The 12,120-nt window shown below is 41.3% G+C and carries 12 protein-coding genes and 1 rRNA gene; 3 read left to right on the forward strand and 10 right to left on the reverse strand.

Features of this window, described 5'->3' with window-relative positions:
• Nucleotide 1 precedes the first annotated feature (1 nt).
• The 3 genes from gspE to gspC are packed head-to-tail and all read right to left on the reverse strand — an operon-like array spanning nucleotide 2 to nucleotide 4,591.
• Nucleotides 2-1,567, reverse strand: coding sequence for a type II secretion system ATPase GspE (gspE, locus tag KG708_RS15155; protein ID WP_301003457.1), 1,566 nt, complete (start codon nucleotides 1,565-1,567; stop codon nucleotides 2-4).
• On the reverse strand, nucleotides 1,560-3,623 hold the full coding sequence (gspD, locus tag KG708_RS15160) for a type II secretion system secretin GspD (protein ID WP_213611166.1): 2,064 nt from the start codon (nucleotides 3,621-3,623) through the stop codon (nucleotides 1,560-1,562). Before gspD ends, gspE begins: the two co-directional genes overlap by 8 nt.
• 23 nt (nucleotides 3,624-3,646) lie before the next feature.
• The gene (gene gspC, locus KG708_RS15165) at nucleotides 3,647-4,591 is read right to left on the reverse strand and encodes a type II secretion system protein GspC (RefSeq protein WP_213611168.1); all 945 of its coding nucleotides are present in this window, start codon (nucleotides 4,589-4,591) and stop codon (nucleotides 3,647-3,649) included.
• Nucleotides 4,592-4,791: 200 nt separating this feature from the next.
• Here gspC and hslR point away from each other — a divergent pair, with 200 nt between their 5' ends.
• Nucleotides 4,792-5,214 (forward strand): ribosome-associated heat shock protein Hsp15, encoded by a 423-nt coding sequence (gene hslR / locus KG708_RS15170; protein ID WP_213611171.1) that lies wholly within the window; start codon nucleotides 4,792-4,794, stop codon nucleotides 5,212-5,214.
• 12 nt (nucleotides 5,215-5,226) lie between these two features.
• On the forward strand, nucleotides 5,227-6,072 hold the full coding sequence (gene hslO / locus KG708_RS15175) for an Hsp33 family molecular chaperone HslO (protein WP_213611172.1): 846 nt from the start codon (nucleotides 5,227-5,229) through the stop codon (nucleotides 6,070-6,072).
• Here the strand turns inward: hslO and KG708_RS17710 are convergent.
• On the reverse strand, nucleotides 6,069-6,197 hold the full coding sequence (locus KG708_RS17710) for a hypothetical protein (RefSeq protein WP_301003458.1): 129 nt from the start codon (nucleotides 6,195-6,197) through the stop codon (nucleotides 6,069-6,071). The genes hslO and KG708_RS17710 overlap by 4 nt on opposite strands.
• Before the next feature lie 138 nt (nucleotides 6,198-6,335).
• On the opposite strand from KG708_RS17710, the gene KG708_RS15180 reads away from it, so the two are divergent.
• The gene (locus KG708_RS15180) at nucleotides 6,336-7,874 is read left to right on the forward strand and encodes a phosphoenolpyruvate carboxykinase (RefSeq protein ID WP_213611174.1); all 1,539 of its coding nucleotides are present in this window, start codon (nucleotides 6,336-6,338) and stop codon (nucleotides 7,872-7,874) included.
• A gap of 267 nt (nucleotides 7,875-8,141) precedes the next feature.
• Here KG708_RS15180 and KG708_RS17860 read toward each other — a convergent pair whose 3' ends face one another.
• From KG708_RS17860 to rrf, 6 genes are all read right to left on the reverse strand, one after another.
• Complete coding sequence (locus KG708_RS17860) at nucleotides 8,142-8,279, reverse strand: transposase domain-containing protein (RefSeq protein ID WP_366513628.1); 138 nt, start codon at nucleotides 8,277-8,279, stop codon at nucleotides 8,142-8,144.
• Between the two features lie 15 nt (nucleotides 8,280-8,294).
• A protein-coding gene (locus KG708_RS15190) for an IS3 family transposase (RefSeq protein WP_213611178.1) occupies nucleotides 8,295-9,474 on the reverse strand; the annotation gives its coding sequence in 2 pieces (ribosomal slippage) (nucleotides 8,295-9,213 and nucleotides 9,212-9,474; 1,182 coding nt in all).
• A 61-nt stretch (nucleotides 9,475-9,535) separates the two neighbouring features.
• Nucleotides 9,536-10,933, reverse strand: coding sequence for an IS66 family transposase (locus KG708_RS15195; RefSeq protein ID WP_301003459.1), 1,398 nt, complete (start codon nucleotides 10,931-10,933; stop codon nucleotides 9,536-9,538).
• Nucleotides 10,934-11,028: 95 nt separating this feature from the next.
• A complete protein-coding gene (gene tnpB / locus KG708_RS15200) occupies nucleotides 11,029-11,370 on the reverse strand; it encodes an IS66 family insertion sequence element accessory protein TnpB (protein ID WP_213611180.1) in 342 nt (113 codons plus the stop codon).
• 5 nt (nucleotides 11,371-11,375) lie between these two features.
• Nucleotides 11,376-11,672, reverse strand: a complete 297-nt coding sequence (locus KG708_RS15205; protein ID WP_213611182.1) for an IS66 family insertion sequence element accessory protein TnpB — start codon at nucleotides 11,670-11,672, stop codon at nucleotides 11,376-11,378.
• 312 nt (nucleotides 11,673-11,984) lie between these two features.
• Nucleotides 11,985-12,099, reverse strand: a 5S ribosomal RNA gene (gene rrf, locus KG708_RS15210).
• Nucleotides 12,100-12,120 lie beyond the last annotated feature (21 nt).

Consider the following 12,120-nt stretch of genomic DNA (forward strand, 5'->3'; position numbering starts at 1 on the left):
GCTAGCCTTCCTCACGGGTTACACGTAATACTTCTTCAAGCGTTGTTTTACCTGCAAGAACACGACTGCAACCATCTTGACGAATGCTTGGGCTGTGCTTACGAATGTATTTCTCTACGCTTTGCTCACCTTTACCGCTGTGGATCATTTCACGAATGGTTTCGTCGACAACTAATAACTCGTGAATACCAGTACGACCTCGGTAGCCATTAAAGTTACACTCTTCACATCCTACCGCACGGTAAATCGTCGGTGCATTATCAAACGGTACGCCAAGTAGCTCACATTCACGTTCATCTGCAACGTGACCTTCTTTACAGCTATTACATAAAGTACGTACTAAGCGCTGAGATAAAACCCCCAGTAATGAAGACGATAATAAAAACGGCTCAACGCCCATATCTTCCATGCGGGTGATTGCCCCTGAAGCGGTATTGGTATGTAAAGTAGACATAACTAAGTGGCCAGTAAGTGATGCTTGCACACCAATTTGGGCTGTTTCTAAATCTCGTATTTCACCGACCATAACTACATCCGGATCTTGACGTAAAATGGCGCGCAGGCCTCGGGCAAAAGTCATATCAACCTTGGTATTAACCTGTGTTTGGCCAATACCAGGAATTTCGTACTCGATTGGATCTTCAACCGTTAAAATATTGCGATCTCGCGAGTTAATTTGGCTCATACCTGCATATAGCGTGGTACTTTTACCAGAGCCTGTAGGGCCTGTTACTAAGATTATACCGTGAGGCTTACTGATTAAATCGGCAAACAGCTCTCGGTTTTTCGCGGTCATACCTAAGTCTTCAAGGTTTAAACGCGCATTGTTTTTATCAAGCAAACGTAGTACAACTCGCTCACCAAAGCTTGATGGCATGGTCGATACACGCACATCTACTGCGCGTCCCGCAATACGTAAACTGATCCGTCCATCTTGCGGTATGCGTTTTTCTGCAATATCGAGCTTTGCCATTACCTTGATACGGGAAACTAAAAGCGATGCTAATTTACGGTTTGGTTTTAAAACTTCTTTAAGCACGCCATCCACCCGAAAACGAATAACCAGCTCTTGTTCAAACGTTTCAATGTGAATATCAGAGGCGCCTTCTTTAATCGCCTCACTGAGCATGGCATTAATGAGTTTGATAATAGGCGCGTCGTCATCACCGGCGAGCAAATCTTCTGTTTGAGGAAGCTCGTCAGCTAGCGAGAATAAATCAACCTCGTTACCAATGTCTTCCATCATTTGCTGAGTCTCTGAGCTATCACGCTGATACGATGCTTCAAGTAATAGCTCAAATTTATCGTCATCTAGCTGCTCAAGTGTGAAGCCATGCCCCGCAATACGACGTATTTCTAATAACACTTCAACATCAAGTTCACCCCGATAATACACAATCTGATTATCTTTGTGTTTACTCAGTAATGCACCCACTCGTCTTGCATATGAAAATGGCAAACGTTTAGCAGGCAGCTCAATTAAGTCCTGTTGTTCAAGCTGTTCACTCTTGTTATGTGTAGCTGGATGAACAACATCTTGATTAATATCTTCTATCGCATTAGTCATTGTTACGCTCTTGTGCATTTTGTTTGCGTAAATGCTCTTCGTACGTAGGTGGTAACACTAATTCGTCATTCCACTCGGGTAGAATAGGCGCATCAGTCATGGGCATTAAATTAATGCCATCCTCACGCTTTTTAAATTGCTCACCGCGAATAAAGTTATACTTACTAAAGCTGAGCTTATTCATACTCACGCCATCGCGAATAATAGTCGGTCGAATAAACACGATTAGATTACGTTTACGCTTTGTTGTATTAGTTGACTTAAATAAGTGGCCTAAAATAGGAATGTCGCCTAGTAATGGCACTTTTGACACGCTCTCTTGCACATCTTCATCAATCAAGCCGCCCAATACTACCATGCCGCCATCATCGGCCATCACGGTGGTTTTAATTGCGCGCTTATTCACTGAAATATCAACGGCTGTTGCGCCACTAACACTTGAAACTTCTTGCTCTATGGTTAATTGCACAGCTGAACCATCGTTAATTTGCGGAGTTACTTTAAGTTTAATACCCACCTCTTGACGCTCAACCGTTTGAAATGGGTTTTCGTTATTACTACCCGTTTGCGAACCGGTAATAATAGGCACTTCTTGACCTACCAAAATAGACGCTTCTTCGTTATCCATAGTGGTGATAGATGGAGTCGCTAAAATGTTCGAATTAGTATCGGTTGAAACTGCTTGTACAATTGCACCCCAGTCGTTTTTTATCACCCCCATGGCTAAACCATTAATACCACCGAGTAGTGAGGCAAGCGGACCGTAGTCACCTTCAGTTGTTTCATCATATTCGGTTACGTTCCCTGACTCAGTGCCAATAATATTTTTAGTCACCGTTTTATCACGGGATAGCTCAGCAGCCACGGCTAAAGAGCCAACAGGCACAGTGGTACCATTATTAAATTGCAGCATGCCGCCTTGCTCTGAAATCCATTGCAAGCCAAAGTTAACGCCGTCACCTTCCATAACTTCAATTATAATGGCTTCCACTAATACTTGTGCGCGGCGAATATCTAAGCGCTCAATAACTGATTCAAGTGAACGCATGGTATCGGGCTGAGCGGTAATAACTAATGAGTTTGAATCTGGGTGTGCTTCAATACTTGTTTCATTTCGATTACTACTACGTGATTTAGTAGCCCCGCCTTGTGTGTCCTCGGCTAGTGATTTACTCACACCCTGCAGTACTTTTACTAAATCTTCGGCCTTTGCGTAGTTTAGATAAAATACCTTAGTATTACCTTGGCTTTCAAGTTCGCCGTCTAAACGTTTAATGAGTTCAATAGCGCGGGTGCGTGCTTGACCTTCACCACTGACAATCACGCTATTAGTTCGGCCATCAGCCACTACCTTTGGAATTAAAAACTCAGGAACACTGCCTTTACCGCTGTCTTTATAAATATTATCAACAACTGACACTACATCATCCGCAGTGGCATATTTAAGCTTTACAATATCAACACGCTTATCACCCGCTTGATCAACTGAGCGAATAATTTCTACTAAGCGGTTAACCGAAGCTGCGTGCCCTGTTAGCATCATCACGTTAGCGGCATTAAAGTTAGCAACATGGCCACCGTCTTTTTGGTCGCTAAACTGACGAACCAAAGGGCCTAACTCTTGAACACTGACATTTTTAACGCGTACGACCCGAGTGATCATCATATCACCGGAGGCCTCATTATCAGCTGTAATTAACGGAACATTAGATTTTTTAGCATCTGAACTTTTTTCTATTTTTATAATGTTATTATCCATTTCAACGGCCGAATAACCATAAACTTCTAATACATTTAAAAAGAATTGATAATAGAGTGCCTCATCCATTAATTCATAGCTGCGCACATTAACTTTGCCACGCACGTTAGGATCAATAATGATGGTTTTATTAAGGTTTTTTCCCACAATATTAATGAATTCATTAATATCTGTGCCCTTAAAGTTAGCCGCGTATTCAACGGCAGCAACCGACATAGAAAGACTTGCTGCTAAAAAAAGTGCCGCATACTTAGCTAACCCTTTTTTAATTTTTTTGAGGTGTAGCACCTGAACCATTATGTTAAAACTCCAAAGCTAAGTTATTGCAGACTAAAAAGTACATCGATTTGCTCGCCATCACGTTCAATAGTAATAGTTGCATCAGTACTATTTCGCAGCTCATTCATAGCTGCCATTGCCTGTTTTAAATCTGTTAATTGATAGCCGTTAATTGCCACGGCCAAATCGTTATTTTGTAATCCCATTTGTTTAAACAGCTCAGGCTCTTTGCCCGGACTCAAACGGTAACCAATAAGTTCCCCATCATTCATAGCTTGGGCCACTCTTATATAATCAAATAGTTTGCCCGGCTCTTCTAAAAGCTCTTCACGGGTTTCTATTAATGCTTCTTTTACTTCAAGGTTGGCGGTTGCATCTATTTGATCTTCACTTTTTGTTGAAGGTGCTAAAGGGCCCATCTCAGGCTCATCACGGGCAGCAAGCACAGGCATAGACACCGTTTTGGTAAAATCGAGTCCATCGAGCATTAAAGTTTCAAAACGGCCACTTACATCTAAAATGACACGATCAGGGAGTATTTGCGATACCTTTGCGCGCGTACCTTGAATAACATCTTCAACCAAATAACTTACTTGCCGCCCTTGCGATTCAATAATCGCCATTCCCGCTTTATCATCGTTACTAACAGCAACAATACCGGTTAAATTTATGCTTAAGCGTGTTTCTGGGGCATTATTAATTACTTTAGTTTGCGATACAGTATTGGTATTTTTTGTTACATTTACTTTACCAAATAAAAAATGCTTAATAATCGAATCTACAGACTGGTTATTACCACTTGTGGCTTGGCCAGAGTAGTGAATGGGGGCAAGAGGAGATGTTACAGGCTGTGGCCACACAAGCCAAACCAGCTTTGATAATAAAAATGCAATATAAACAATAACTACAACCATAACCAACGCACTTAATTTAGCATGCGGCAAACGGTTTAATAATAGCTTAAATTGTTGAACGTGCTGTTCCATAGTGATGTTCTTATTTTAATTTATAGCGAAATAACCTAGCCATAGTACCTTTTCATTTTTCATTCAACAAGCACGCTAATATTAAACTTTGTAAACAAATTGAATTATTTCTCTCTTTTGTCATGAAATCTTGCAATAACTTCATAGCTTAACCATTTCATGGTAATTTAGTTAAGAAGCGAATTTACTAGAGATGTTTCATGCCAAAGAAAACTCAACTCAACGACAACTCAAAAAATACGAACGAACTTAAAGTTAGATTAGATAAATGGTTATGGGCTGCTCGATTTTATAAAACGCGAGCAATAGCCCGTGAAATGGTACAAGGCGGCAAAGTACATTATAATGGTCAACGTAGTAAGGCCAGCAAAATTGTAGAAGTTGGCGCAGTTATAAAGCTAGCCCAGGGCGTTGATGAAAAAACTATCACAGTATTAAATGTACTTGAAAAGCGCCAAAGCGCCCCCATTGCACAGACCTTGTATCAAGAATCTGATGCTAGTATTGCTAAGCGTGAAGAAAACACTATCGCACGCAAAAATAACAGTTTCTTTGCCCCTCATCCGGATAAAAAACCAGATAAAAAGCAAAGACGCGAACTTTTAAAAATGAAATCAAGTTAGGTATAGCCGCTCATGCAACAAGATTTACTTCACCGCTATTTATTTGACAACCTCGATGTTCGAGGCGAACTCGTACAAATAGACAACGCTTACAACGAAATGATTGCTAAACACAATTACCCAGAACCTGTTAAAGCCTTACTAGGTGAGCTGCTTGTTGCAACCTGTTTATTAACAGCAACATTAAAATTTGAAGGCGAAATTGCGGTTCAGCTGCAAGGTGATGGGCCGGTAAAATATGCAGTGATAAATGGTGACGATCAACAAAATATGCGCGGTATTGCTCGATTACAAAGTGAAGTGACAGGCTCAACAGTTAGAGAGCTTATAGGCCAAGGCTATATGGTTATTACGATTACTCCCACTCAAGGTGAGCGTTACCAAGGCATAGTGCCTTTAGAGCATGATACATTGAGTAAATGCATAGAAGGTTACTTTGAGCAATCTGAGCAATTAAAAACACGTCTTTGGTTTGCAACCGATACCACCGAGGGTAGCGCTAAAGCATGCGGGCTATTTTTACAAGTTTTACCTGTAGATAAGCAGAAGTCGATTGAAGACTTTGCTCACTTAGAAGCCCTTAGCAATACCATTAAAGATGAAGAACTATTAGAGCTCGATGCCAATACCATATTAACGCGTCTTTATCATGAAGATAATCCGCGAGTATTTGATCCTCAACCAATTCAATTTAAATGTGGCTGTAACCACGAAAAAACGATGACGGCTTTAGTTAATGTTGGTCAACAAGCGCTTTTGGACGATGTTGAAAAAAATGGTGAGATTAAAATTAGCTGCCATTATTGTTTAAAAGATTATGTGTTTAACGAGCAAGATATAAAAAGTATATTTAACTAATCTACTTTTATAAAACACAGCATAAAAAAGCCATAATTTTTTATGGCTTTTTTGTGCCTAAAAAATGACACCGGTATCACAAGCTGAGCATTTTTCATGACACCGGTATCATTGAAATTATTCATGTTTTTTCCTTAATTTATATGTTTTTACGGCGTTTATAAGCTCGAATATCCTTAATCCATCTGTTACTATATTTGCAGCTTAAAGGTTACTAAGACCCAGAGCTATCCCGTTCAATCTCACACAATTTAGGTATAAACATGACTTCAAGCGCTACCCGTTTTGTCGATCTAACTGCAGCTGAACTTGTCGAACACGCTATCAGACGTGGCGAAGGGACTTTAGCCGCCAATGGTGCTTTTGTAGCTAACACTGGTCGTCGTACCGGTCGTTCTCCAAAAGATCGTTTTATTGTTCAAGAATCAAGTACTGAAAATGAAATCCAATGGGGTAATGTAAATCGCCCATTCGATGCAGATAAGTTTGACGCGTTATGGGCACGTGTAGAAGCACATGTGCAAAGCAATGACCACTTTATCTCTCACCTAGAAGTTGGCGCTGACCCAGAGCACTATCTTCCAGTAGTTGTAACAACAGAAACTGCTTGGCACCATATCTTCGCTAAAAACATGTTCATCGAACCACAATCATACAACAAGTCAGACTTCCCTCAGTGGCAAGTAATGAACGTACCTTCGTTTGTATGCGATCCAGAGCGCGATGGTACAAATAGCGATGGCACGGTTATCATCAACTTTGTACAACGTAAAGTGTTACTTGCAGGTATGCGTTACGCAGGTGAAATGAAAAAATCGATGTTCTCTGTACAAAACTTCCTACTACCGGCAAAAGGTGTATTACCAATGCACTGTTCTGCTAACGTAGGTGAAGCAGGCGATACCGCATTATTCTTTGGTTTATCTGGTACAGGTAAAACAACGTTATCAGCCGATCCAACTCGCTTCTTAATCGGTGATGACGAGCATGGTTGGGCACCTGGTAGTGTATTTAATATCGAAGGTGGTTGTTACGCTAAATGTATCGATCTTTCACAAAAGAACGAACCCGTTATTTGGGATGCTATCCGTTTTGGAACAATCTTAGAAAATGTCGTACTTGATGAAAATCGCGTTCCTGATTTTAATGATACCAGCTTAACTCAAAATAGCCGTGCAGCTTATCCACTGGAGCATGTTGAAAAACGTAAAGTTGAAAATCGTGCAGGCGAGCCTAAGGCGGTTGTATTCTTAACATGTGATGTAAGTGGTGTACTTCCTCCAGTATCTGTACTAACCGAAGAAGCCGCAGCATTCCACTTTCTAAGTGGCTACACAGCAAAAGTAGGCTCTACAGAGATTGGCTCTACCAGTGACATCGAATCTACATTCTCAACCTGTTTTGGCGCACCTTTCTTCCCACGTCCTGCAGGTGTCTACGCAGAACTTCTAATGAAGCGTGTACGCGAGTTCGGCGCTAAAGTTTACCTAGTTAATACAGGCTGGACAGGGGGTCCTTACGGTATTGGTAAGCGTTTCGATATTCCAACAACACGTGCTGTTGTTGACGCAATCGTATCTGGAAAATTAGCTGGTGTTGAAACTCAACACATTGACGTGCTAAATCTAGACGTACCAGTTGCAGTACCAGGCGTAGATAGTAAGCTACTTAACCCAATCAATACATGGGAAGACAAAGCTAAGTATGCTGAATATGCAGCTAAACTAGCCGCTGATTTCACAGAAAACTTCGCAAAATACGACGTATCTGAAGAAATTAAAAATGCAGGCCCTAAGGTTTAATAATCACCTTTAGCCTCATAATTGAAACGCCAACCTTGAGTTGGCGTTTTGCTCCTACTTGTTTTATTCCACAAATATCATTTCTTTAATATATTCTGCAAAATCATCTAATAGCTAAAAATTCAGGCCATGGTGACTTTTCAGCCTAGCTTAAATGAATTTTTCTATATACATACAGCGAGCATATAAAGCCTTAAAAGAGCCGTAGCTAATTCGTTTAAACATTATATATTTAGGCTAGCAATGTAAACGTATAGCTAACGACACCTAGCTTTGCTTAATATTCCAAGGTAGCAGTGGCTCAAGGTTACCTGGCTGCTCAGCAAGGCGCTGTAAGCAAGTAGAGATATAGTCATGCACTACAAGGTCATTTGCCTTTGCAGTTTCAACAAGACTATAGAGTATGGCGCTGTGTAGTGGTCAACTAATTTTGGCCACAATTTTAGAATCTTGGTATCTAACCTCAGATTCATTTGGCGCTAAACCAGCATTATAATGATGCGGCCTAACATTATTGTAATATCCATTTATGTAATCGCTTACACTATATTTAGCTTCTTTAAAGTTTTCATATCCAACCTTTGGCATCCATTCCGTTTTAAAGCTTCTAAAAAATCGCTCCATAGGCGCATTATCCCAACAATTTCCGCGTCGACTCATACTTTGTGTAATTTTATAGCGCCATAAACGTTGGCTGTACTTCAAGCTCGTATAATGGCTCCCTTGATCTGAGTGAAACATCAACCCACTTGGCTTACCTCTACTTTCATACGCGAGTTCAAGCGCCTTTAGTGTTAAATTAGTATCTGGCGACAACGACATTGCCCAACCAACCACTTTACGCGCAAATAAATCAATAACGACCGCTAAATAAGCCCAGCGATTGCCTGTCCAAATATACGTTACATCACCGCACCACACAGTATTCGGTTCAATAACATCAAACTGCCTATCAAGCAGGTTTGGAATTTCAAGGTGTTCATTACCACCGCGCTTATATGAATGTTGAGGAACTTGGCAACTTTCAAGCTTTAACTTAACCATTAGCTTAGCGGCGCGATAACGGCTCAATTCAAAATCATTGTTTGTCGCTATTGTAGCAATTGTCCTTGCACCTGCTGAGCCTCCACTCATTCTATGTATTGCTTTAACTTCAGCCTCTAACCTTACTTGCTCAGGTGTCGGCGTTGTATCGCGTATAGCCCAATATTTATAGCTGCTGCGATGCACATCGAATACGCTACACAGCACGCTAATTGGATAATGCTCTCGTTGATTTAACTTCTCGATTAACGAGAATTGTTCAGGGAGTCGGACATCAAGAGAGCGGTAGCCTTTTTAATATGTCCTTTTCTAATTCAATGCGTTGGATTTGCTTTTTAAGTTCACGAATTTCAATTTGTTCGGGCGTCATTGGTGAAGCCGATGGTGACTGACCATTACGCTCTTGCTTTAATTGAGTAACCCACTTACTTACGGTTGATTTACCAACACCCATAGCCTTGGCTGCATCTTCTTGCGTATAACCTTGGTCGACTACAAGCTGAGCTGTTTCTAATTTGATTGCCGCAGAATACGTTGCGCGTTTTAATTTCGTCATTTTTTCACCCAAATTTGTATGCTTATTAGCATAACATTTCTTTCTTAATGGGTGGCCAAAATCACTGTACCACTACACTGGCATGTGCACCATTGCAGGTATTTGAGAACAACCAGTTTTTTCGCCCTATTACGAACGGTTTTATTGCTCGCTCTGCGCGGTTGTTATCAATTCTGAGCCTACCATCCTCTAGGTAACGCCTGAATTTCTCAAACTGATTTATCGCATAGGTAATTGCTTCACCTAACGCCATTTTTGGTGGGATTTTATCTTTATGCTTGAGTAACCATTGATATAATTCATCAACGATTGGTTTGGCTTTTTGCTGCCTAATCTTGAATTTTTCATCGGCCGTTTTATCTTTGATGGCTTGCTCAATACCGTAGAGCTTGCGAATAAGGTTAAGTGCTACATCCGCTTTAACTGCTTTTTTATTATTGCCTTTAGCCTTGATGAATTTACGGCGTATATGCGCTAGACATGCGACGAGTGTTGCTTTCGTTTGCTCGTATGCTTTGTAGCCGTCAACGTGCATGTAGCCTTCGTAACCATCAAGGAAATCAACTGTACATTGGCCTGCGCGACTGTTATGGTAATCAAACAGGACAATATTGGTGCCTTTACCTGGTTTATCATCGCCGCAACAATACAGCCACATATAGCTGGTTGCTTTATCTGCATTAATGACGTTTAACGGGGTTTCATCGCCGTGAATAACCGGTTGAGATAACAACACGTCTTTTAAGCGTTGATACAGAGGGAACAACAGGTCTGCGCAGCGCAACATCCAGCTCGAAATGGTTTGTCTGCTCAACTCAATACCAATATCGCCTAACATAGTTTCTTGGCGATAAAGTGGTAAGCCAAACTGGTATTTACACATGATTATTTGGCTCAGCAAGCTGGGCGTTGCGATGCTTTTTGGAATGGCTGTTGCAGGCATGAGGGCGGTTTTTACCACACTTTCAATGCCTTCACGCTCACAGTGACGGCACGTATATTTAGGGCGAATGGTTTTGATTACTTTGATATGCGCTGGCACAAACTCGAGTGCTTCACTGCTGCTTTCACCCATTTTGTGAAGGGGACTTTGACAGCAATCACACATTTTGTCATCCTCTTCGAGGTCAACAACCACCTCAATTCGCGGCAACTGCGCTGGCAGAGGGCGGCGTTTTGGCTTGGCTTTTTCTTTCTTTACTGAAGGCGATGTCACCAATAGCGCTTTATCATGTTCATCGAGAATGTCTTCGGCTTCATTGAATACTTCGCCTGCACCCGGCATCTTTTCAGATTTCTTGGCGTACTCTTTGGCTAGTTTCGCGTTATAAGCTTGTAGCAATTCGTGAATTTGCGCGTCTTTTTCAGCTAACTTTTCATCCATATGCTGTTGCAACTCAAGCACCATGCGCTTGAGTTGTACAGGGTCGTCAGGAAGTGAGTGTGCATCAATTTTCATGTTCGCAATTTAACAGAATTTGACGGTGTTTTCTTGCTTGGCGCAAAGATAAAACAGACGGTGTGGCAACGATCATGTACTGCCAATATGATCGATTAGATCATCGATTGATACCGCAACTCTTCATGACCAAGCACATCATATCCCGACAACAACCAATCCAGTTGCTCTGGACTGAGCTCAAATTCTTGCAGACTGGCTTTGTTTGGCCATTTGAACTTTTGCTTTTCTAATCGCTTGTACCACAAAGCAAACCCCGTTTTATCCCAGTAAACCAGCTTGAGTTTATTCTTCGCTTTGTTGCAAAATAAAAATAAAGCGCCAGTATAGGCATCACGTTCAAGCTCACCCTCAACGATTGCGACCAGACCATCAATGGATTTTCGAAAATCCACAATATCGCGGTGTAAGTAAATACACTTTGGTTCAACAAACATTTTCATCAGGCAAGCTCGCGTAGTAATTGGCCTAGATAAGATGCAGGCGTTGTGGGAGGCAAACTGACGTTTACTTTTCCGACTTCGAGGGTAATCGACAGTTGGTGTTCGGTGACGTCAACGTATTTAGCTACTTTAGCGCGAACAAAGCTGACTGATGATTCATTAAGCTTACTTCGTGCGGCATAGAAGCTTGTTTTTGATAAAGCATGTTGCTGGCAATAGTCAATGATAGTTAAATCGCTGGCTTGTTGTTCTTCAATAATACTGCGCCATTGTTCAAGGCTACGTGTTTTTTTCATGACTATCTCCTCATTGAAATTCGGAAATAGCTTAATAATTTTAATTAGTTACTGACAGATGCACTTTGCTAGACGCTTACGTAAAGAGTCACATAGCAAAGTACTCTTAATGTTTTTTTAATGGGATTCACTGGGCACTGAGGTGGTCGTCGCGTTCTTTTACCCGTGGGTTTCGTGATACTCAACCCACGCTACGAAGTACAGGTTGACGCTGTGCAGCTGATAGCTGACGGCTTAAAGCTGAGAGCTCTAATTTTATTTAAACCAAAAAAAAACCCGTTACATCGCTGTAACGGGCTTCTCTTATTTGGAGCCTGGTAATGTCCTACTTTCACATAGCAAATGCTACACTATCATCGGCGCTGTTTCGTTTCACTACTGAGTTCGGCATGGGGTCAGGTGGGTCCAAAACGCTATTGTCACCAAGCAAATATGGTGTAAGGTCGAT

Origin of the sequence: Pseudoalteromonas sp. (genome assembly GCF_018402495.1) — a bacterium.
In the GTDB taxonomy this organism is placed as follows: Bacteria; Pseudomonadota; Gammaproteobacteria; order Enterobacterales; family Alteromonadaceae; genus Pseudoalteromonas.

Excerpts from the sequence above, each read along its gene's own strand:
- gspE (WP_301003457.1), bottom strand. The coding sequence starts at position 1,567 with ATGACTAATGCGATAGAAGATATTAATCAAGATGTTGTTCATCCAGCT.
- gspD (WP_213611166.1), bottom strand. The coding sequence starts at position 3,623 with ATGGTTCAGGTGCTACACCTCAAAAAAATTAAAAAAGGGTTAGCTAAG.
- gspC (WP_213611168.1), bottom strand. The coding sequence starts at position 4,591 with ATGGAACAGCACGTTCAACAATTTAAGCTATTATTAAACCGTTTGCCG.
- hslR (WP_213611171.1), top strand. The coding sequence starts at position 4,792 with ATGCCAAAGAAAACTCAACTCAACGACAACTCAAAAAATACGAACGAA.
- hslO (WP_213611172.1), top strand. The coding sequence starts at position 5,227 with ATGCAACAAGATTTACTTCACCGCTATTTATTTGACAACCTCGATGTT.
- KG708_RS17710 (WP_301003458.1), bottom strand. The coding sequence starts at position 6,197 with ATGAATAATTTCAATGATACCGGTGTCATGAAAAATGCTCAGCTTGTG.
- KG708_RS15180 (WP_213611174.1), top strand. The coding sequence starts at position 6,336 with ATGACTTCAAGCGCTACCCGTTTTGTCGATCTAACTGCAGCTGAACTT.
- KG708_RS15195 (WP_301003459.1), bottom strand. The coding sequence starts at position 10,933 with ATGAAAATTGATGCACACTCACTTCCTGACGACCCTGTACAACTCAAG.
- tnpB (WP_213611180.1), bottom strand. The coding sequence starts at position 11,370 with ATGTTTGTTGAACCAAAGTGTATTTACTTACACCGCGATATTGTGGAT.
- KG708_RS15205 (WP_213611182.1), bottom strand. The coding sequence starts at position 11,672 with ATGAAAAAAACACGTAGCCTTGAACAATGGCGCAGTATTATTGAAGAA.